18 protein-coding genes are annotated in these 20,729 nt (G+C 41.9%); 10 read left to right on the forward strand and 8 right to left on the reverse strand.

The window, feature by feature from the left end; genetic code table 11:
• Positions 1 to 224 precede the first annotated feature (224 nt).
• The 3 genes from M3O96_RS03940 to M3O96_RS03950 all read right to left on the reverse strand — a co-directional run bounded on the left by M3O96_RS03940 (position 225) and on the right by M3O96_RS03950 (position 3,265).
• Positions 225 to 938 (reverse strand): nuclear transport factor 2 family protein, encoded by a 714-nt coding sequence (locus M3O96_RS03940; protein ID WP_249718959.1) that lies wholly within the window; start codon positions 936 to 938, stop codon positions 225 to 227.
• Positions 939 to 1,149: 211 nt separating this feature from the next.
• Entirely contained in the window at positions 1,150 to 1,905 is a 756-nt protein-coding gene (locus tag M3O96_RS03945; protein ID WP_249718960.1) for a DUF4184 family protein, read from the reverse strand.
• Between the two features lie 433 nt (positions 1,906 to 2,338).
• Positions 2,339 to 3,265 (reverse strand): phytanoyl-CoA dioxygenase family protein, encoded by a 927-nt coding sequence (locus M3O96_RS03950; RefSeq protein WP_249718962.1) that lies wholly within the window; start codon positions 3,263 to 3,265, stop codon positions 2,339 to 2,341.
• 52 nt (positions 3,266 to 3,317) lie between these two features.
• Here M3O96_RS03950 and M3O96_RS03955 point away from each other — a divergent pair, with 52 nt between their 5' ends.
• Positions 3,318 to 3,839 carry a YdeI/OmpD-associated family protein gene (locus tag M3O96_RS03955; RefSeq protein ID WP_249718964.1) on the forward strand — a complete coding sequence of 174 codons (522 nt, stop codon included), beginning with the start codon at positions 3,318 to 3,320 and terminating at the stop codon, positions 3,837 to 3,839.
• Positions 3,840 to 4,172: 333 nt separating this feature from the next.
• Positions 4,173 to 4,943: a YdcF family protein gene (locus tag M3O96_RS03960; RefSeq protein WP_249718966.1), complete on the forward strand. Its 771-nt coding sequence runs from the start codon at positions 4,173 to 4,175 to the stop codon at positions 4,941 to 4,943.
• Between the two features lie 500 nt (positions 4,944 to 5,443).
• On the opposite strand, the gene M3O96_RS03965 is transcribed toward M3O96_RS03960, so the two are convergent.
• From M3O96_RS03965 to M3O96_RS03975, 3 genes are all read right to left on the reverse strand, one after another.
• Entirely contained in the window at positions 5,444 to 6,961 is a 1,518-nt protein-coding gene (locus tag M3O96_RS03965) for a M20/M25/M40 family metallo-hydrolase (RefSeq protein ID WP_249718968.1), read from the reverse strand.
• 312 nt (positions 6,962 to 7,273) lie between these two features.
• The gene (locus M3O96_RS03970) at positions 7,274 to 8,998 is read right to left on the reverse strand and encodes a thiamine pyrophosphate-binding protein (protein WP_249718970.1); all 1,725 of its coding nucleotides are present in this window, start codon (positions 8,996 to 8,998) and stop codon (positions 7,274 to 7,276) included.
• A gap of 89 nt (positions 8,999 to 9,087) precedes the next feature.
• Entirely contained in the window at positions 9,088 to 11,787 is a 2,700-nt protein-coding gene (locus M3O96_RS03975; protein WP_249718972.1) for a putative LPS assembly protein LptD, read from the reverse strand.
• A gap of 124 nt (positions 11,788 to 11,911) precedes the next feature.
• Here M3O96_RS03975 and M3O96_RS03980 point away from each other — a divergent pair, with 124 nt between their 5' ends.
• The 3 genes from M3O96_RS03980 to M3O96_RS03990 all read left to right on the forward strand — a co-directional run bounded on the left by M3O96_RS03980 (position 11,912) and on the right by M3O96_RS03990 (position 15,893).
• Positions 11,912 to 12,712 carry an N-acetylmuramoyl-L-alanine amidase family protein gene (locus M3O96_RS03980; RefSeq protein WP_249718974.1) on the forward strand — a complete coding sequence of 267 codons (801 nt, stop codon included), beginning with the start codon at positions 11,912 to 11,914 and terminating at the stop codon, positions 12,710 to 12,712.
• Between the two features lie 408 nt (positions 12,713 to 13,120).
• A complete protein-coding gene (locus tag M3O96_RS03985) occupies positions 13,121 to 14,749 on the forward strand; it encodes an acyl-CoA carboxylase subunit beta (RefSeq protein WP_249718976.1) in 1,629 nt (542 codons plus the stop codon).
• 301 nt (positions 14,750 to 15,050) lie between these two features.
• On the forward strand, positions 15,051 to 15,893 hold the full coding sequence (locus tag M3O96_RS03990) for a transglutaminase-like domain-containing protein (protein WP_249718978.1): 843 nt from the start codon (positions 15,051 to 15,053) through the stop codon (positions 15,891 to 15,893).
• Here the strand turns inward: M3O96_RS03990 and M3O96_RS03995 are convergent.
• A complete protein-coding gene (locus M3O96_RS03995) occupies positions 15,890 to 16,468 on the reverse strand; it encodes a redoxin domain-containing protein (protein ID WP_249718980.1) in 579 nt (192 codons plus the stop codon). The two genes, M3O96_RS03990 and M3O96_RS03995, sit on opposite strands and share 4 nt — an antisense overlap.
• Before the next feature lie 46 nt (positions 16,469 to 16,514).
• The gene (locus tag M3O96_RS04000; RefSeq protein WP_249718982.1) at positions 16,515 to 17,144 is read right to left on the reverse strand and encodes a 4'-phosphopantetheinyl transferase family protein; all 630 of its coding nucleotides are present in this window, start codon (positions 17,142 to 17,144) and stop codon (positions 16,515 to 16,517) included.
• Positions 17,145 to 17,182: 38 nt separating this feature from the next.
• Between M3O96_RS04000 and M3O96_RS04005 the strand changes: the two genes are divergently transcribed.
• From M3O96_RS04005 to M3O96_RS04025, 5 genes are read left to right on the forward strand one after another with little or no spacing between them, the layout of a single operon-like run.
• The gene (locus M3O96_RS04005) at positions 17,183 to 18,091 is read left to right on the forward strand and encodes a WD40 repeat domain-containing protein (protein ID WP_249718985.1); all 909 of its coding nucleotides are present in this window, start codon (positions 17,183 to 17,185) and stop codon (positions 18,089 to 18,091) included.
• A gap of 5 nt (positions 18,092 to 18,096) precedes the next feature.
• Complete coding sequence (locus M3O96_RS04010) at positions 18,097 to 18,981, forward strand: DivIVA domain-containing protein (protein ID WP_249718987.1); 885 nt, start codon at positions 18,097 to 18,099, stop codon at positions 18,979 to 18,981.
• Entirely contained in the window at positions 18,981 to 19,346 is a 366-nt protein-coding gene (folB, locus tag M3O96_RS04015; protein WP_249718989.1) for a dihydroneopterin aldolase, read from the forward strand. The genes M3O96_RS04010 and folB overlap by 1 nt, the downstream gene beginning before the upstream one ends.
• The gene (locus M3O96_RS04020) at positions 19,339 to 20,202 is read left to right on the forward strand and encodes a ChaN family lipoprotein (RefSeq protein WP_249718991.1); all 864 of its coding nucleotides are present in this window, start codon (positions 19,339 to 19,341) and stop codon (positions 20,200 to 20,202) included. Before folB ends, M3O96_RS04020 begins: the two co-directional genes overlap by 8 nt.
• 6 nt (positions 20,203 to 20,208) lie before the next feature.
• Entirely contained in the window at positions 20,209 to 20,667 is a 459-nt protein-coding gene (locus M3O96_RS04025; RefSeq protein WP_249718993.1) for a DUF4268 domain-containing protein, read from the forward strand.
• Positions 20,668 to 20,729 lie beyond the last annotated feature (62 nt).

Below are 20,729 nucleotides of genomic sequence, written 5' to 3' on the forward strand. Positions count from 1 at the left end.
TATATCTGTATTTTATCTATAAAAGCGTTTTACAAAAATATGGATTATCTGTATTTTATCCATATTTTATCCATAAAAACAGATTGGGAGAATGGGGTGGAAATCGAAGTACTAGTATTCAGTATTGGATAATTTGTGAATGCATCAAAAGTTTATGCAGGGTTGAATGTTCAATTAACCACGTCACCTGCCATTGAAGCCAAACGCCTGTTACCACACGTTTTTTATTTTTCTCTTATAGCTTCTTCTATTAATTCTCCATTTTCATAAACGGCCATTTTTTCGACTTTCCCTCTATTTTTTATAAACTTGATTTGAACATTATTCTGGTTTAAATAGAATGTATCCTCAGTTTCTGCAAGCATATCATTGCTCCACACTTCTTTTTCATCCACCAAATCCATTATTTTAAGAGTTTTTCCTTCTTGTTTGATGTTAATCATTCTGTCAGAGGCTTGATAGTTTCCCTCGTATTGTTCAAGAATTTCATCATCAAGCTGAATTTTACCGTATGGAATATGATTATAACTTATTGTTCTTGCCAGTTTCCATTCATTATTGTCAAACCTCCAGATACATGTGAATTTAGCTTTTGAAATAGGTTTACTGGTATTCTCATCTATTACGAGGTGAAAAATATGTTCTCCATTTTCAATAGCTCCAAAATTATTAATAGGGTATATTTCAAGACTCTCATTTAGGATTACCCTTTTAATTTGCTGTCTTTCTCTTTGTTCTCCACAAAACAAGCTCATTGACTCCATTTCACTTGCTTTAGAAACTGTTAAGCCTTGTTTGTCGTGATAGAATTCATAGTCAAAGGCTAAAAAAGATTCGTACTTCTTAAGGTCACATTCATTCAGGGCTTTAAAAAAGGTATAGTCAAGCTTTGAAATAGTGTTATAAAGTTCTCCACTTCTTTGTGCAAAACTTTTCACACAAATTAGGAATGTAAATATTACTATTAGTTTTATTCGCATCGCTTTTTAAATGTGTGGTAACAATTGTATATCAACATGACTTGTTGATATCTATCCAAATCCGGCTGCTATCAACCCTATTATTGCTATTTTTTATTACCTAAACTTAATTTCTTTTAGTTTGATATCCAAAGGATCATGTTCGGGAAAACAGTCGGAAAAAATGCCATTACTCCGATCCTGTATTTGTTGACCTCACCCGCATCTTCGTCCAAAGCGAGGAAACAATCAATCCGATCATAAAGGCTGAAATTCCGGTGATAAGTAGGTCCCACTTATCCGTGATGGCCCCAATGGATAACCTCAGGTATATCACCACAGCAGTGACTAAGAAGCAAACAACCCAATAGACCATCTTATTGAAAAGGCTTTGACCTGGTACAGTTACCTTTGGCAGCCTCAGTACAAAAAAATACACCAACATCAATCCAATCACCCCACTCAAAACTTCGATCATAACCGAAAAGGGCAAATATATAGAATCACTTAGGTTGATGCCATTTCCCGTCAGGGGAGAATACCTGACCAACCTTTCATGGTCTTTGGTAATGCCATCCAAAACAATATGAGAAAAAGCTCCTATCATGATGGAAATACATATGAGGAGATAATGCTTTTTAAAATGCGAAAGCCAATTGACACCTTTATACACATGAAGCCGCTTTCTGATATGTCCGGGTAGGTTATCAATCAAAGGGTTTCTGACCAAGAGGTGAAAGATAAAACAGAGCAATAAACCCACCGGAAGACTGAACAAAAAAATACCCTCCCAAGTGTGGCTGATGGTATTTCCCGGTCTCATGTTGATGAATTTTTCGAAGTCAGGAACCATGCTGCCTATGATCAGGCCTGTCATGGAAGTCCATTTTTTGAAACCCCAATTGATGGGAAAAACTAGGGCCGCGTGGGAAAAGGTAAATGGCATTGATTAAGAATTTGAGGTAAAAATACCAATCGTTCCCAAATTTACACCTTCAAAAATTTCATGGCACCAAAAAGTCTGATTTGATCCTACTTATTTCTGATATTCCAAGGATTAAATTCTGACCCAAGGCTAAGGATCTCCTAAGGCATATCCCTAGTCCCGGCACGGTCTACCCCACCTTCTCCTAGGGATACTCCGTGTCTTAGCTATAGATACTCCGTGTCTTAGCTATAGATACTCCGTGTCTGAGGTATAGATACTCCGCCTCCGGGTTACCCCTTAGCTACCTTATTCCCTAGGTTCTTTTGGTCCTGAAGTTACCTTCTTTTTAGCCTCTGCCCACTTCGGTCATACCTCCTATGAATAAAACCTCTTACTTCAAGCCAATTTCATTCATCATTATAAATTCAGAATTCCTTATCTCATTTTTCAGTCACCAATCCTCCAACCCCAATAACCTCTTCCCCAAATCTGTCAATTCCGCCACAGGTTGCTGCTTCTCCCGTTGCAAAGGATCTCCGGGAAATGCATAACCTTTTAGCGCTTCGCGGCTTTGCCAACTGTTGATGCGCCACTGACGGAGGGATTCATTTTCGGGTTCGACGGGCATCATGGAGAGGTATTGGGCAATACGGACTTTGCCCTTGCTCCTGTTGGCACGGATTCCATGCGGCAAAAGTGAATTGAAGATCAGCAAGTCCCCTGCTTCCAGTTTGACTTTGGTCAATTCAAATCCGGTAGTGTCAGGTTGGAAATAATTGCGGTCGGTGGATTGGGTAAGTTTCCAGGTGTCGTAGGTACGGTAGAGTTCGGGGATACATTGGAAGCCGCCCATGGCTTCATCGGTTTGGTCTGCAAGGGCAAGGACACCTTGCACATTTTGGGGTTTGGTTTCGGGGTCATAATCCCAATGGATAAAACCCTTGTACTCAAATCCGGGCCGGATGGGAAAGTTCAGATTGGCCCGGTCGATGGTCACCCAAAGTTTTTCGGTGCCCCAGATATCCGAAAAAGCCTGATGGACTTTGGGCGTCTGTCTGTTGTCCCAAAGGTATTGGTGGTGGTAGACTTCGACCATTCCGGTATTGACAAGTTCCTTCATTTCCATATCGGGGTTGGTTTTTCGGTACCAGGTTTCCGGATTTTTCGGATCTTTTCCTTCGTATTCCCATAGGAAATCCGCCAACTTTCTTGCCTGAGATTTGGGAACAGCATTTTTGATAATCACATAGCCGTTATACATCCAAAAATCCCAATCCGATTCAGACATTACCTCTAATGGCTTTCCTTTGCTGCGGTCATTGAGCTTGGTAGTGGCAGTCTTGGAGACCGAATAATTGGATTTGGGGTCATTTGTCATGCTGTTAATTTAATCGAAAAACTGCGATATTTAGAAAAAATTATTCCCTGAGATGATTTCATTTTTATCGACTTTGGAAGATTTCCATACCAATCTTTGGAGGTTTCACCTGCCCGTGCCGGAGGATATTGCGTCACAGTTTATCCAAGGAGACAACAGGCGGGTTAGGGTTCATTTGGAAGGAATCCCCGTCTTCCCTGCTGCCTTGATGAAAACGAAGGAATATTGGTATATCCTGCTCAATAAACCCAACCGGGAAAAGCTTAAAATCGCCGAAGGTGACAAAACCACTATGACCTTGGAAAAGGACCTGTCGGAATATGGGCACGACATGCCGGAGGAAATGCAGGTTCTCCTCGATCAGGATGAGGTGGGAAGCGGGTATTTCTATGCCCTGACCAAAGGCAAGCAACGTGGTCTGATATACATCGTAACCAAAGTCAAAAACACCAACTCACGTCTCAACAAGTCCCTTGCCATCATCGAACACCTGAAGGATGTGAAAGGGAAATTGGATTACAAACTCCTCAATGAAAAAATCAAGTACTATAATAATCTGGATAAGGGGTGGTGATTGGTCCCGAGCTATCGGGATGGTTAATGGGTTATTTGGTTAATGGTTATTTGGTTATTTGGTTAATGGAGATTGGTTATTAGGTTATTGCCAACAAATCAGCCCTGAAAGGGCGAAATACCCCAACGATGGGTGAAGCCCATCGGAATAAGGCAAAATGAAAGCCCATCAGCCCTGAAAGGGCGAAATAATATGAAAGATTCCTAATCAAAGATTCTCCCAATCCTTTTCCAATTAATTTTCATTTTAAAACCATTGAATTCTTAAATTCGGCAATCCAAATCAGCTAACCCTAGGTTTTGGATAAATCCTTTTCCCAAAAAACCCATCCGCATGTTCTTCTACCTTTCCCAGTTCCTGAGTTTCTTGGCCATGCCACTGACCATCATCCTGATTTTATTGATTGCAGGGTTTTGGCTCCGCAAAAAAAAATACGGCAAGAAATTGATGATTGGTGGAATCATTCTGATGCTAATCTTTTCCAATCAGTTTTTGGCAAACCTCGCCATGCAAACTTGGGAACCGGATTTCAAAGCCTTTGATACACTTCCTGAGTATGAAGTTGGCATTGTCCTGACCGGAGTGACCAACTTAAACAAAACTGCCTCGGACCGTACTTTTTTCAACAAAGGCGCCGACCGCGCCACGCATACAGTACAACTTTACAAATTGGGCAAAATCAAAAAAATCCTGATCACCGGCGGACAAGGCCTTGACCCCACCAATTCCAATACAGAAGCGGAAATGCTACGGGATTTTATGGTCATGACAGGTGTACCAAATGAGGATATTTTGGTAGAAAGTAAAGCAAAAAACACAAGGGAAAACGCAACTTTTTCCAAAGATGTTCTTACTCAAAAAGAATTCAATCTTGACCAAAAATTTTTACTGATCACATCTGCTTTTCACATGTACCGCTCCAAAGGTTGCTTTGACAAAGTAGGATTGCAGACAGAGACTTTTCCCGTGGATTATTATTCTGAAGATATCCGCTTCAGCATTCCCCAATTGCTCCAACCGGAACCTTATTCCATCTTTATGTGGCATAGACTTTTTAAAGAATGGATAGGGATTACGGTCTATTGGTTAGTGGGGTATATTTAGGGGGTCGTCTCCCTGAGGAACGAAGGGTCTCAGTCTAATTGGTTGTAATTGTTCTAGTTGTTGTAATTGTTTTCTGCTTCGCGTTGTCGGGGTGTCTGCTCCGCGTTGTCAGGTTGACGAATCCGTCATTCTGAGTGAAGCGAAGAATCTCTCTGGATTGGTTGTAATTGTTCTAGTTGTTGTAATTGTTTTCTGCTTCGCGTTGTCGGGGTGCCTGCTTCGCGTTGTCTGTTTATCACATTCTGAATCATGGTACTCGGTACTTGGTACACCATACTTGGTTTCAATCTAACCGTACGTCTCGCCTATTTTCTTTTACCTCTCGCCCCTACTTTTTCACTAAGTAACTGAAAACTGCCAACTGCTACTGCCTACTAAGGTACTTGGTACACCATACTTGGTTCACAATCATTACCGCACCTCTCACCTTTAACCTTTTACTTCTCACCTACTTTTTCACTAACTAGCTGAAAACTGCCTACTGAGACTGCCTACTCTTATCAAAGTTCCTGAGTAAAAATCGCCAACGCCGTCTTGATGCCTTCTTTGTAATTTCCCAAACGGATATTTTCATTTGGGCCATGTTGGTTGTTATCGGAGTTGACGGTCACCACGGTTACAGCAGGGATTTGCAATGCATCAACAAAAGGAGCGATTGGAAGTGAACCTCCACTGATGCGGATTTTGATCGGATCTTTGCCAAAAGCCCTGACCATGGCTTTGTTCAGAAAAATACCGGGCTCGGAATCAAACGGAGTCCGGAATGCTTTGTAGGAAATGGTACCTTCCCACCTGACCAATTTCGGGTATTTCAACCTTTCCTCATCAGTGGGAATATTGTCCAGAATGTGATAACCTTGGCTTTCGATATGTTTCCTGACCAAGGCAAAAAGCCGCTCAGGATCACTTTCGGGCACCAATCGGACGTCAATCTCTGCAATGGCTTCGGCAGGCACGATGGTCGTTGCCATTTCCCTGACACCTCCCGCAGCCAATCCACGGATGTTGAGCGAGGGATACTGCAATGATTCCTGATAAGTACCGGCCACTTTGTCCGTGGAACCAATTCCAAGTTTTTTCTTAATCGCATCTTCATTATCAGGAACCTTTGTCAGAATCGCTTTTTCAGTTTCGGTCAAGTTGATCCCGTCATAAAATCCCGGTATGGTCACTCTGCCTTCATCATCCTTCATGGAGGCCAACAATTGAGATAACCTAAAAGCTGGATTTGGGGCATAATTTCCATAATGACCGCTGTGTTGGGCAGCTCTTGGTCCAAAGACCGTCAAAGTAATTTCAGAAATTCCTCTTGCACCAAAACTCAAAGTTGGTTCATTACTTAGGTGTCTCGGCCCGTCCATAATCAGCATCATGTCAGCCGCCAACTTTTCTTTGTGTATCAGGACGGCAGCCGGAAGATTCGGAGAACCTATTTCTTCTTCGAAATCGAGAATGACTTTGATATTGTAATTGGGGGATTTTCCTTCCTGAATTAAAGCATCCCAAGCTGTCAAAAACATCGCCAAGGGACCTTTGTCATCAGAGGAGGATCGGGCAAAAATTCTCCATTCAGCATCATAGGAGGAGTCCAGTGTTTCCATCGGGATGATTTCCCACTTGCCGTTTTCCATTTTCTTCAACACCGGTTTGAATGGATCTTCCTGATCCCAACGCTTCTTTTCCACAGGTTGACCATCCACATGGAAGTAGAATAAAACTGTCTTTTGGGCTCTAGGAATCGTCTTTTCTGCCAAAAGCATAGGAAAACCTTTCGTCTCCAAGCGTTCTATTTTCCAACCTCTTTTCTCAAAGTTATTCTCGCACCACTCAATATTAGGAACAAGCTCTTCCTTGTTATTGGAGTTATTGGGGATGGAAACCAGGTCATTGAGAATGGCGATACCGGACAAAAAATGCTTTTCAGTGACAGCATCGAGGTCGATTGCTTTTTTTCCTTGTGCCAAAAGGATTGTATGTAATGTCAAAAGAAGTACGAATAAGGAGAAGGATTTTTTCATAATGAATGGAATCAATGAATACAATTTTCAAAAGGTAAAACAAAGGAGGAATATAAAAAAGTGGTTTTTTGTTAATGAATTTTTACTCCTGAGGATTTTTGGAAATTTGCGAATTGGAGGATTTTTAGTGATTGGAGTTGTAATGGTTTTATTGGTTGTAATTGTTGTCTGCTTCGCGTTGTCGGGTTTTCTGCTTCGCGTTGTCAAGTTATTGGGTTGCCGAATTAGTAAGCTTGCTGCTTGGTACACAATACTTGTTCTAACCATACCCCATCTGCCGACTTCCCACTTCCTGACTTCCCAACCTCGCCCTCAAACTGAAATCGACCCTTTCCTAAAGTCCGTCTTCCCAATAATGGCATTGATCAAATAGGATTTACCCTGTTGGTTTGAAGCTATGGCCTGTTTCACTGCCGATACAAAAGCTTCTAAACTCTCGGTTTTTTGACCCTCCACGCCAAAAGCCAAGGGAATCTTTTCGTAGTCGGAAGCATCCAATGTCACGGCGCAGTCCGAACCCAAAAACTCTACCTGATCTCTCGCAATCTGCGTCCAGCAGGCATCATTTCCGATAAGGGCAGTGATAGCCAATCCATGTCTTTGGAAGGTATCAAATTCTATCAGGCTATAACCCGCACTCCCATCTCCATATAAGATCCAAACAGGCCGGTCAGGATATACCAAGGCCGCAGCTATGGCAAATCCTGCACCGACTCCCAAGGTTCCATAGGCACCCGGATCCAACCATGACACAGGTTGTCGTGCTCTCAAAGTATAGGAAGCAGTCGCTACAAAATCACCTCCATCTGCCACGAGAACCGCTTTTTCGGGCAATAGATGCTCCAATTCGCAGAGTAACTTTAAAGGATTCAAACCCTTAATATTTTCTTCCGACTGTTTGCCGATCTCCTCATCTCTCATCGAATCCCTCTTCTGCAAAGTATCAAGCCATTCCTGTGAGTTGACTTTCAAATGATCAGAAAGGGCTATTAAAAACCCACAAGGATCGGCTTGGATGGCGATTGTGGGTTTTTTGTTGAGAAAAAGTTCTGCCTTACTCCTGTTGATGGAAATTAATTTTCTGCCGCCGATATGGCTACCATAATCCAACCTGAAATCATTTGGCACTCCCGCCAAAATAATCAGGTCAGCTTCCTTGATGGCTTCTTTTCTTTTGTGCCGGACGTGTAGCCTGCCAGAGCTCCCGAGCAAACCTCTTCCCATACCACTGAGGAAAACAGGGATTCCCATTTTGTCAATGGCAACGGCCAGTTGCACCGCCAAATCTGGCTGCAGCATGGCCCCACTTCCCAAAATCATGAGCGGGCGTTTGGCTGCGTGGATCATTGAGGCTGAATTGGCCAATTGTGAATCAGAATGAACCGGAAATTTTGATTTTGAAGGATGAATATTGAACACGGTTTTTTCCTTGTCTTCAAATAGTTTTTTGGCATGTCTTTCAATGTACCATTGGATCGCCTTGTCCTTCAGGGATCGGGTTCCTGATTTGCTTTTGGCACCATACCACTCCCTGACCATGGCTTCGGGATAGAGGGTGTCGATGGGGCATTCGATAAACACCGGTCCGGGCACACCCTCGCAAGCAATCTGAAATGCTTTTTCCATTGCCGGACCAATGTCCTTCACTTTCTTGATGCTGACCGCCCACTTGACGATGGGTTTGATGATGCTGATCTGATCGATATCCTGCAGCGCTCCCCTGCCTTTGAGCATGGTGGCGGCAGCGCCTCCCAACAATATCAAAGGTGATTGGGCCATTTGAGCGTTTTTGATGGCAGTGATGGTATTGGTCAGCCCGGGTCCTGCGGTCACAGCAACGACTCCGGGAATTCCCGTCAATCTCCCCACCGCGTCTGCAGCAAAAACCGCCGTGGCTTCATGCCTCGTATCGATGACTCTGATTCCGGCTTTCTCAGCACCAACAAAAATTGGTGAAATATGTCCTCCACAGAGCGTAAACAGGAATTCGACTCCGTGGTTTAGGAGTACTTGGGCGATGATTTCTCCTCCGTTCATAGGAAGGAAGTTAATAAAAATAAGGAGTAAAGTGAAGAAATCGAAACAGCAAAAAATACATATAGCCGAAAATCAATTTCCAATAAATCTTAATCAAAGAATGACCTTCTTCTCGACACTTTCAGATCCTGAAGGATGGACGATTTGACACGGATATCAAGGTTGTAGGAGGTAAAGCGGCCAAAGGGAATCCAACTGACGTTCATTTGCCAGCAATGGAGGTCTCTCGCCAAACCGATCATGGATTGGGTAAGCTGCGCTGTCATAAAATCATAGCCTCCGCTGTAGGTAATTTTCCATTTTTCGGAGATACTCAAGTCACCGTTGATATTGACCGCTGAGGTAATATTGGACTCCCGGCCCGGCTGTTGGTTGTAAGCGATATTGAAACCGAATCCGAAAGACCATGGGATATTCCATTCTATATACTGCGAAGGGTCATTGATGATCCGGTTAATTTCCTCATCCACAAATTCATTCAGCTGACCACCTTGTTGCAAAAAGTCATCAGTCATTTGATCCCGCATTTCTCCGGCTTGACCACCCTGTTTGGAGGGATTAAGGTTACCGTTGATATTCATGGTGACGTTTCTGAATTTACCAATGCCCTGACCGCTTCTCCACGCATATTGGTTGACCCGGCGGCCTGTGACAGCCCCTGTTTCAGAATCGGTCTTGATCAATTCTGCATATGGATCCAAGGTGGCTGCTAAGTTGACAGACAATTTATTGTCAAAAAATGAAGTCCTTGTATCCATTCTAATCGGTGCCAATTGAAATGAATCAGCTGCGAAGTTGTAATTGGTACCAATATTCAGGGTTTGAAGCAGGGGAATTTTCTTCGTCTCGGATTCTCCTGAATCCGTCAATTTCTTCAACTTAGCCTCTAAGGTATTTCGTATGTTCAAATTCAGGGATTTAGATTCGCCCAAAGGCGCTCCACCAAATACAAAACCCTGATGTCTTGAGAAAAATTGGGATCTTCCCATGGAGTCAGTTTGCACAATTTGGTAATACCCAAATGATGGATTAGAAAAATCAGGATTGAATGTAAATCCAAAAGAAGGCTGCATGTGGTGCCTGATGGTTTCTATTTTTTTGCTCCCTTTGAAATTATAAAAACCATATACGTTGGTATTCATTGCAAAGGAAGAATTGTAGGTGGTCACCCTGTTGAAGCCTTGTTCTAAGATTTTATCCACCCTCTGTTCTACAGGGTTGTAGAAAAAATTGGTTTTTTCCAAGTACCAAAGCTCAGTAAAGTTTGCAGATGCAGTTCCTGTGAAATACTTGAACAACCGGAAATTGGATGAAATCGGAATGGTGTTTTTGGCCCCGCTGTTTGCATCCTTCAGAAGCAAAGGGAGGTTGGCGAGGTTAAAGGGAATAACATCAGGAGTTGGACTAATTCCCTGCCCCTGATTCACGACTTCACTTGAAACACCTAAAGGAGGAGTAACCCTATTGGAAATGGTGTTTTGAAGGTTAAAATTCCAGGCAACGTTCAGGGTTTTGATCGGTTCAAAGTTGATATTTTGAAAAGGGTTCTGCCTGTTCATGTTGACAGCTATATCGGGTAAAATCAGATTGACCTCTCCCGATTGGATGTTTTGCGAATGCCTCAGGTTGGCGGACATACTGAAAGGCGTTCCTGAAAAAGTCTTGCTGTAAGCCACGTTCGAAGAAAATTCAGACTTCACATTTTGGACAAAGTTATTCGGGTTCACCACGACGTTGTTGTAATTGGACGTACCTGCATTGACCGATGCCGAGAAGCGGGAATTTCCCCGAGACTCGGGTGAATGACTCCAATTGACCCAAATCGTGTTGTAATCGAGAGGGTTCAGTTCAGTTTCAGGACTTTTGAATTTCTGGTAATCAATATTGAAACCCCCACTGAACCTGTATCTCTTTTTGTACATCGTAGATGCTTTGGCGCCCCAACCTCCATTAGAGAAAACATCTCCGGTGACACGGGTATGAACATAGTCATTGAAAGCAAAATAGTAACCGAAGTTCCTCAAAAAAAATCCCCTTACCTGCTCCTGTCCATACGAAGGGAAGACAATCCCTGAGGCCTTTTCTTCAGGCGTATCAGGAATAATCCCGAAAGGCAATCCCAAAGGCGTCGGAATATCATTGAAATAGAGATTGAAAGGACCTGTCACGACCTGTTTACCTCGGATGGATTTGATTTTGCTCGAGTTGATATGCCAATGTGGTTCAGATAGATTACAGGTGGTATAAAATCCATGGTCAAGATAGATACTGCCGTCCCTGTCTTTTTTGATTGTCTGCCCGCGAAGCAATCCATCCTGTTGTTCGGTGACGACGTCCTTGATGATGGCCTTTTGACTTTTAAAATTGTACCGCATTTCCTTGCGGATTTCGTAGGAAGTAGCGCCTTCTTTAAAAACAGGATTTCCTTCAATCGCTCCCAAAGAATCGATAACGCCGGAGGCAAAAATCTCACTTTTGTCCCAATCAATAATGATGAGGTCAGCATCAAGCCTGATCAATCCATATTCAAACCATGCTCCTTTATGAAGGAATACTTTTTGGGTCTCAAAATCCGTGATGATACTATCTTCTGCGTAATACTTTATTTCCGTTTGGATATCCCCTTGGGGTACTATATTTGTGCTGTCGCTTTTGGGGATGGTATCGCTTTTTATTGCGGGCAAAGTATCCAAAACGGAAGGATTCAACGTTGGAGTATTGAGAACTGAATCTGGAGTATTGATCCTGTTCTCTACATTTCTTTGGCTTCTTTTTTGTGAATAGACCATTTGGGGTGAAACCCATAAAAACAAAAAGAGAAGCAAAAGGAAGTAAGTATTCCGCACTTAGTGATTTTGATTTATTTAAAAATTTGTAAAATTTGCTCCGGCAAAGTTAATGGTATTAACACGCATGAAACGCCCTAAAGTTAAAAATATTCTTATTATTTCGTTCCTGACGGTTTCTTTCTTGTTTTCAGGATTCCTGGCTTCTGGGCCTAAAGCTCCGGAATTCAAACTCAAACGTATTATTATTGACGCCGGTCACGGCGGCAAAGACCCTGGTACAGTTGGCTCTATGTCCAAAGAAAAAGACATCGCTTTGAAGGTGGCCCTTCAGGTCGGTCAATATATCAAAGAAAACCTCCCTGATGTGGAGGTGATTTATACCCGAAAAACGGACACTTTTATCGAGCTTAAAGAAAGGGCAAATATTGCCAATAGAAATAAAGCAGACCTGTTTATCTCGATCCATTGTAACGCCGCCCCTAACAGGTCAGCATATGGTACTGAGACATTTGTGATGGGGACCAAAAACTTTGAAGCAAACTTTGATATCGTAAAAAGAGAAAACTCAGTGATCCTCTTGGAAGATAATTTCGAGGAGAAATACGAAGGCTTCGATCCCTCTTCCCCTGAATCCTACATGATGTTCAACCTGATGCAAAAAGCATTTTTGTCAAACAGCCTTTCACTCGCTTCTAAAGTCGAAGATGATTTTAGCAACCGGGTCAATAGGTTTTCAAGAGGTGTAAAGCAGGCTCCTTTGTATGTGCTTTGGACTACAAGTATGCCAAGCGTACTGATCGAATTGGGCTTCCTTTCCAATGCCAATGAGGAAAAATACCTCAACACCAAAGATGGACAAACCTACCTCTCTTCTGCGATCTACAGGTCAGTAAAGGCTTATAAGGAAGAGATTGAGGCTTTGTAGGATGGTTATTGGGTTAATGGGTTATTTGGTTAATGGGTTATTTGATTATTTGTTTATTGAAATATTAAACACTGTAGTTCTAATTTTGTGTTTTCCGCTTAAGCTAAATATTCCAAGGTTTGTCTTTTAAATCAATTAAAATTTATTTAGCATCCAAGGATTTTAATATCAAATACCTTTTTTCCATTTTTCAAAGGCAATAGTTACCCATATTTTCCATTTTTCAAAGTCAATAAGTAAGTTCCTATTCCCTTTTATCAAAGTCAATCATGTAAAAACCACCGAAGAATTATTTTCCAATAAGTCGATACCACCAATTTCTAAGGTGGCAAAAAGACTTCATTTTTTAGGAAATTGGATGTTTTACCCTATTTTAGCATCCTAAGAAAACTAAACCCAAGTGCCTTTATGAATATCGAATTGAATAAAAATGAAGATGAATTAAAGCTCTTACTTTTTCAACTACAGAAAAAACAAGAAAGTGTCAAGCTTGGCGGCGGCAAATCCCGGATTGCCAAAGAACACGAAAAAGGAAAGCTAACCGCAAGAGAAAGAATCGATTATTTGATAGACAAAGAAACTGACTTTTTAGAAATCGGTGCTTTTGCTGCAGATGGCATGTACGAGGATGAAGGCGGATGTCCTTCGGCTGGGGTAGTGACTGGGATAGGTTATGTCAGCGGTAGGATGTGCATGATCGTCGCCAATGATGCAACAGTAAAGGCAGGAGCATGGTTTCCCATGACTGCCAAAAAGAATCTCCGTGCACAGGAAATCGCTATGGAAAACAGGCTTCCAATCATTTATCTCGTGGACAGCGCAGGCGTTTTTCTTCCATTACAAAATGAAATATTCCCTGACAAAGAACACTTTGGACGTCAGTTCCGCAACAATGCGCGTATGTCCTCCATGGGAATCATCCAAGTGGCTGCGATCATGGGGAGTTGTGTGGCAGGTGGAGCATATCTCCCGATCATGTCCGACGAGGCAATGATCGTGGACAAAACAGGCTCGATATTTTTGGCAGGATCTTACCTTGTCAAAGCTGCCATCGGGGAAACAGTTGACAATGAAACTCTAGGCGGGGCAAGTACGCACTGTGAAATCTCGGGAGTCACGGACAACAAATACGCCAATGACCAAGAATGCCTCGATGCCATCCGAAAGATCTTTTCAAAATTAGGAGCAAATGAAAAAGCAGGTTTTGATAGAATTGAACCTCAAAAACCCGGAAAACAGGAAGCTGATATTTACCGGATTTTGCCTTCGGACAGGGCAAAACCCTATGATATGCTGGACATCATTTCAAGAATTGTAGATGGCTCAGAGATTGAAGAATACAAAAAAGATTATGGTAAAACGCTGATCTGCGCGACAGCGAGAGTCGATGGATGGGCAGTTGGCATCATCGCCAATCAGCGCAAAATCGTCAAAACCAGCAAGGGAGAAATGCAGATGGGTGGAGTGATCTATTCCGATTCGGCTGACAAGGCAGCGAGATTTATCATGAACTGCAACCAACGAAAAATTCCTTTGGTTTTCCTGCAGGATGTCAGTGGATTTATGGTAGGTAGCAAGGCTGAACACGGCGGAATCATCAAAGACGGCGCAAAGATGGTCAATGCCATGGCCAACTCTGTGGTACCGAAGTTCACCTTTATCATTGGGAATTCTTATGGCGCCGGAAACTATGCCATGTGTGGCAAAGCCTATGATCCAAGACTGATCTATTCTTGGCCTACTGCACAGATGGCAGTCATGAGCGGGGCGGCAGCTGCCAAAACATTGCTTCAGATCAAAGTATCCACCCTTCAAAAATCAGGAAAAGAGATCAAACCTGAAGACGAGGCACAATTGCTCCAAGAAATCACCGACAAATACAACGAAGAACTGAGTCCTTATTATGCTGCTGCACGACTTTGGGTGGATGGGATCATAGATCCCCTAGAAACCCGAAAGGTTATAAGTATGGGAATCGAGGCAGCCAACCATGCGCCTATTACCGAGCGGTATAATGTGGGAGTGATACAGACATAAGTCTTGAAATATGAGATATGAGACTTGAGACATGAGATTTGAGATTTGAGATTTTTTTGGCATGTTTAGAAAAGTCATAATTGAAAAGAGGCTATAATGTAAATACGCAATTATGCCAGTTGATTGGATATCCATTTTAATTCTTGGCTCCGGACTAAAATGCCCGGTACCTCGTCCCGACTGAAGAGGATTATAGGGTTATTGGCAAAGAAGCGCATATCCATCAAGTCTTAATTATAAAACATCCATTTCTATTTTCCATTCATGCTAAATTTCATTAAATTGGATATCAATTTTGCTTATGGATAACCTCAGTGAAAATGAACTTCATGCCCTAGTTTCCTTGCTGGATGATACAGACTGGGAGGTCAAAAACCATGTACTCGACAAACTGATTTCCATTGGCCATCCTGTGATTCCGTTTTTAGAAAAGAAGTGGGAAGAGAGTTTCAATCCTTCTATCCAAAAAGAAATCGAGGATTTAGTCCACCGGCTTCAGTTTTTGCAATTAAAAGACAGACTTCACGATTGGAAAAATTCTCCGGAACAAGACCTGCTGACTGGGCTATGGATTATCAATACCTACCAATATCCTGACCTTGAATTCGAAAAACTGAACGCAGACATGCATCAGATTTATTTTGAGGTTTGGACAGCCTTCCAAAACGACCTTCTCCCCTACGAACAAGTCAGAATTATAAACAGTGTTTTGTTTAATTCCCTCCGGTTCTCGGCCAATACCAAAAACTTTCACTCTCCCGGAAACAGCATGCTGAGCAATGTCCTTGAAACAAAAAAAGGCAACCCGATCAGCCTGTGTGCTATCTATTTTTTGGTTGCAAAAAAGCTCGGACTTCCCATCTACGGCGTCAATTTGCCCAACCTGTTTGTACTGACATACAAATCTTCTGACGCCTCATTTTATATCAATGCCTTTAACAAAGGACTGATTTTTTCACGCAAGGATATTGTAAATTACCTTGAGCACCTCAATATTGAATCGAGGGAAGTTTTTTTTGAACCTTGTTCCAATCTAGACATCGTCACTAGGGTGCTCAGAAACCTGATCGTGGCTTTTGAAAAATTGGGGGAAGTAGAAAAGTCTGATGAAATAAAAGAACTTCTTGAAATTGTAGGGAGTTAACGCAGTTTGACATTACAGCCAACCGCTCTGCTTGATGCAGGACTTGGTGTACGTCTATTTTGGATCGCAGTCAAAGCACTTTCAAGGTACTTGATATTAGCATTTTCGGCCATTTGCGGATTATTATCTATTGCTCCCCTATACGCCACGGCAAATCCTGTGGGACTTGGGGTGATTACCACTACTTCGGGTAATTTGGTAATACCAAACTGTTTGGTCACAGATTGATTTATATCTTCAAGAAATGGAAATGGCATCTTTTTTTCGCTGGCTCTAGCTTTCATTCCGGCAGAAGTTTCCTCTTCTTCGGTACCTATATGCGGATTGATCAATGCAAAGACAAAACCATCCGAAGCAAATTGGCCTGAGAGGTTGACTAGCCTTTCTTCATAAAGTTTGGAAAATGGGCAATTGAGGCTTGTAAATACCAAAATGACGGCTTTGGCATCTCCATGTGAATCGAGGGAAAATTCTTGTCCTAACACCGCATCGTTCAACTTGAAGTTTTCTACCCTTTGAGCAAAGGTGCCAGAAACCAATATAAATGACAGAAGAATTAGAAATGTATTTTTCATTTTCGGGTATGAATTGCTTGGTTCAATAAATATACATACAAAGAACCTACCAGATTGTATAAGTCAGCACAATATCATTTTGCCACTCAATCTTGACCTGATAATGGTGGTCCGAAAATTCTGTGTTTTCGATCCTTCCAAAGATAACTTTGTCTTCCAAGGTGAATGGAGAAAGTCGGATGTTATTTTTGAGGCTGACTCCTCTCCTGCCCTGACATTTGAAAATAGATTCCTTGGCCGACCAAGCAATGGTATTTATGAGTGGTTCATTGCCAAGAAAATCAATTTCATTGCGATTAAGGAACTTTGGCCCAAGTCTCACTACCTTTTCCCTTACATAATCGAGGTCTATTCCGACCGGCATTTCTTTATGAAAAATGGCTGCTGCAAGTCCTTTGGTGTGGGTCATGGACACATGACCAAAGCCATCCATGGGGTGTGATTTGCCGTTCTCGTCTTTATAAAAACCCGGGTAAGGCAAAGAAATGCAGTCAAGTGCTTCTTTGATGGCTATTCTAGCTCCTTTCCATTCCTTTTTTTTATCCGGGTGGGAAATATTGGAAAAAGAAAGTTTTTCGCGAAAGCTTAAAAAATCAGTCCCATTGTGGGAAACTTCCTCAATATTCTTTACCGCCAAGGCAGATAAAGGACTTATTTTTTCTATTTTTGTTTGCATATACCCATTATGGGATGAAGCGCTAATCACAGCAAAATATGGTAAAAATCCAAGTAAATAAACTGCATACATTGACCGGCCACAACGATTGTATTTATGCCTTGGCAGAAGCTCCTGACCCAAGGTATTTTTTTACAGGATCCGGTGATGGAATGGTTGTTTTATGGGATTTGGATGATCCGAAGGATGGTAAACTCATCGCCAAGGTAAATCATTCTGTCTATGCGCTCGAGGTAGATCCCCAAAGGAACCAACTGATTATCGGGCATAATTTTGAAGGAATCCACGTGATTGACTTGGTGAATCAAAAGGAACTTTGGTCTTTGAATATTACCAATCAGTCCATATTTGACATCAAAGTTTCAGATAAAAATATTTTTGTAGGGACAGCAGACGGCATGATTATCGTCATCGACACGGAAATGAGGGTTGTTAAAAGACATTTAAAAATATCCGAAAAAAGCGTCCGTGTACTTGCTCTCAGTCCTACGGGCCATACAATTACTGCCGGATTGAGTGACCACAGCATCAAGGTTTTTGACCTAAAAACACTCGATCCAATCCACAATCTTACCGCACATACCAATTCCGTTTTTGCGCTAGGTTATAATCCCAACCTTCCTGTAATGGTCAGCGGAGGCAGGGATGCAAGTCTCAAAATCTGGGATACCAGAGATTATTCTTTGAAGCAGACAATTATAGCCCATCTGTATGCGATAAATTACTTGGCTTACCGGGAAGATGGCAGATATTTTGTAACTTGTAGTATGGACAAATCCATCAAAGTCTGGGATGCAGAGTCCTATAAACTTCTCAAAGTCATAGACAAAGCAAGGTATGCAGGTCATGGCACATCAATCAATAAAGTAGCATGGAGCCGGTATAACCAAAATATCATTTCCATCAGCGACGATAGGAAAATCTCTATCTGGAATCTAGAATTTTAAAAAACATGAATATAACTTCTAAAGAAATTAGCCAAAAATCCTTTGAGAAAAACTTCCGGGGATATGACAAGGATGAAGTATCTGCATTTTTGGGTGTGTTAGCAGATGAATGGGACAAATTGCAGGGAGAGAAAAAAGACCTCGAAAGAGCACTTGAAACCAGTCTACGGGAAGCTAAAAAACTCAAAGACGTCGAGGAATCACTCTTCAGAACTTTGAAAACCGCAGAGGACACCGGCGCAAGTATCATCGAAGAGGCAAGCATTGCCGCTTCCGAGATAATGGCAGATGCCCATCAAAATGCGGATTCGATGGTGAATGAGGCAAAAAGAAATTCCCAAAGCCTGATCGAAACTGCTGAAACAAAGGCAAAACAGATCATGGAGGAGCTGAAGGGAAATGTAAAAAGCCTGGTAGACAGCTACGAGAAATTGATCAGAGAAAGGGAATTGATCATTAAAAACATGAAACGCCTGTCTGAGGATCTGGATGACAAAATCACCACTTCCAATGAATCTTTCAAGAAGGTAAATATTCAGGCACATGCCAAAGTAGTCGAGGAGCTTAGTAGGGCAAAGGCATTTACTTTTGCAAATATCGGTGCAGTTCAAGTGGATGAGGCTCCAATGACCAAGCAAACCTTATCGGAGGAACCCCGAGAAATAACCTCAGAAAATATAGAAGAGACTGTCACTGAAAATCTTGAAGAAGAAGTAGAGAACATCCAATCAGAAATTGTCGAATTGGAAGAAGAACCCAAAGTCAAAGCCATCGCTGAGGTGGAGGAACCCAAAGGTGAAGTTCAAGAAGAAGTGAAGGAGGAAGAAAAGTCTGTTGAGCCAAAAGCTAAACCCGATAAAGGAAGCTCATTTTTTGACCAGTTTGATTGATGGGAAAAGTATCACTTGAAGGAATTGAATTCCATGCTTATCATGGGGTTTTTTCAGAAGAAACCAAATTAGGCAATAGGTTCACAGTAGACATCCATGTTCAGACAGATTTTCGAAAAGCCATGTTGGATGATGACTTGCGGTCAACGGTAGATTATGCCAAGCTGTACAAGATCGCCAAAGCCCACATGTTGGAACCCGTCAGACTGTTAGAACATCTATCCCATTTGATGATTCAGGATATTTTGAAAGAATATCCTTCTCTTAAATCCGTCACTGTTACAATCAAAAAACACAATCCGGCACTCGGTGGTGTAGTCAATTTCTCCGTGGTAACTGTGACTTATCCTGAAGATTATGTGTAAAAATCGTTTACTCTTAATACTTTTCATTCTTGTTTTCCAAGTTTCTTTCGCCCAAACTGAGCCCTACAAAATCTTTGATGGCAAGGGTAAAGAAGTCGCTTTTGATAAACTTACAAAAGAATCCCAGAAGTCCGAGGTGATTTTTTTCGGGGAACTCCATAACAACAGCCTAGCCCACTGGCTTCAATTGCAGCTTCTGAAAAATCTCCATGAAAATGAAAATAAGGTAATTCTTGCCGGTGAATTCTTTGAAAGGGATGACCAATTGAATATTGAGGAATGGTTTGCGGGCAAAATGACAGATAAGAATTTTGAAGCTGAGACCAAACTTTGGAACAATTATCAGGTGGATTACAAGCCGATGATGCTCTATACGAAGAAAAACAATATCCCATTTGTAGCATCCAATGTTCCGAGAAAATACGCTTCATTGGTCAGCAGAAAAGGGCTTTCGGTATTGGACAGCCTTTCTGATGAAGCAAAGCAATCTATTTCACCTTTGCCAATCGAAGTAGATAAAACCCTTCCGGGATATGTGGGCATGAAAGACATGATGCACGGATCGGGGATGAATGTCGACTTTATGGTCGAGGCCCAAGCCGTCAAAGACGCTACCATGGCTTATTCACTTTTTGATTATTTGGAAAAAGGAAATTCCATTCTCCATATCAATGGTTCTTACCATTCCAACAATTACGAAGGAATCATCTGGTACCTGAAAAGAGCATATCCAAAAACCAAGATCCTGACTATATCCACTGTAGAGCAGGAAAGTATCAAAGAATTGGAAGAAAAATCGAAAGGCATCGCCGATTTCATCATCGTGTTGCCAATGGATAGTCCCAAAAGTTACTGATCATCAATGTACTCTGCTGCCGAATCCTCAAAAATCCGACAAGATTTTTGGACTACCTTTGGCCAATACATGAAGCCCGTACCTTCCGCCCAAGGGTATCGGATCAATTGGCAGAATTATAAGACCGGGGTCAAGGAAGTGTATTTCAGAATGAAAACCGAGCGGGATTTCATTTCCATTGGTATAGAAATCTGCCACAAGGATGAAGAAATGCAACAGCTTTACTTTGAGCAGTTTGAGGAATTCCGCAAACTGCTGGAAGCTGAACTTGAAGAAGCTTGGGATTGGGAACTGCACCAATTTGATGAGTTGGGAAAAATCGTTTCCCGCATCCAAAAAGTCAAAAATGGATTAAATGTCTTTAACCAAAATGATTGGCCCGCGATCATCAGCTTTTTAAAGCCAAGAATTATCGACTTGGATGCCTTTTGGGCGAACATCAAACCGGCTTTTGAGGATTTGTAAAAACCTATTTTACCACATAGTTCATATAGAGCACATAGGATAATTAATCCCTCTTTCGCTAT

The sequence above is a fragment of the Aquiflexum sp. TKW24L genome, assembly GCF_023502205.1.
Classification (GTDB): Bacteria; Bacteroidota; Bacteroidia; order Cytophagales; family Cyclobacteriaceae; genus Cognataquiflexum.

What these genes read in the sequence shown, in the direction of transcription:
- M3O96_RS03945 (WP_249718960.1), bottom strand. Translation starts at nt 1,905, where the DNA reads ATGCCATTTACCTTTTCCCACGCGGCCCTAGTTTTTCCCATCAATTGG.
- M3O96_RS03950 (WP_249718962.1), bottom strand. Translation starts at nt 3,265, where the DNA reads ATGACAAATGACCCCAAATCCAATTATTCGGTCTCCAAGACTGCCACT.
- M3O96_RS03955 (WP_249718964.1), top strand. Translation starts at nt 3,318, where the DNA reads ATGATTTCATTTTTATCGACTTTGGAAGATTTCCATACCAATCTTTGG.
- M3O96_RS03960 (WP_249718966.1), top strand. Translation starts at nt 4,173, where the DNA reads ATGTTCTTCTACCTTTCCCAGTTCCTGAGTTTCTTGGCCATGCCACTG.
- M3O96_RS03965 (WP_249718968.1), bottom strand. Translation starts at nt 6,961, where the DNA reads ATGAAAAAATCCTTCTCCTTATTCGTACTTCTTTTGACATTACATACA.
- M3O96_RS03970 (WP_249718970.1), bottom strand. Translation starts at nt 8,998, where the DNA reads ATGAACGGAGGAGAAATCATCGCCCAAGTACTCCTAAACCACGGAGTC.
- M3O96_RS03975 (WP_249718972.1), bottom strand. Translation starts at nt 11,787, where the DNA reads ATGGTCTATTCACAAAAAAGAAGCCAAAGAAATGTAGAGAACAGGATC.
- M3O96_RS03980 (WP_249718974.1), top strand. Translation starts at nt 11,912, where the DNA reads ATGAAACGCCCTAAAGTTAAAAATATTCTTATTATTTCGTTCCTGACG.
- M3O96_RS03985 (WP_249718976.1), top strand. Translation starts at nt 13,121, where the DNA reads ATGAATATCGAATTGAATAAAAATGAAGATGAATTAAAGCTCTTACTT.
- M3O96_RS03990 (WP_249718978.1), top strand. Translation starts at nt 15,051, where the DNA reads ATGGATAACCTCAGTGAAAATGAACTTCATGCCCTAGTTTCCTTGCTG.
- M3O96_RS03995 (WP_249718980.1), bottom strand. Translation starts at nt 16,468, where the DNA reads ATGAAAAATACATTTCTAATTCTTCTGTCATTTATATTGGTTTCTGGC.
- M3O96_RS04000 (WP_249718982.1), bottom strand. Translation starts at nt 17,144, where the DNA reads ATGCAAACAAAAATAGAAAAAATAAGTCCTTTATCTGCCTTGGCGGTA.
- M3O96_RS04005 (WP_249718985.1), top strand. Translation starts at nt 17,183, where the DNA reads ATGGTAAAAATCCAAGTAAATAAACTGCATACATTGACCGGCCACAAC.
- M3O96_RS04010 (WP_249718987.1), top strand. Translation starts at nt 18,097, where the DNA reads ATGAATATAACTTCTAAAGAAATTAGCCAAAAATCCTTTGAGAAAAAC.
- folB (WP_249718989.1), top strand. Translation starts at nt 18,981, where the DNA reads ATGGGAAAAGTATCACTTGAAGGAATTGAATTCCATGCTTATCATGGG.
- M3O96_RS04020 (WP_249718991.1), top strand. Translation starts at nt 19,339, where the DNA reads ATGTGTAAAAATCGTTTACTCTTAATACTTTTCATTCTTGTTTTCCAA.
- M3O96_RS04025 (WP_249718993.1), top strand. Translation starts at nt 20,209, where the DNA reads ATGTACTCTGCTGCCGAATCCTCAAAAATCCGACAAGATTTTTGGACT.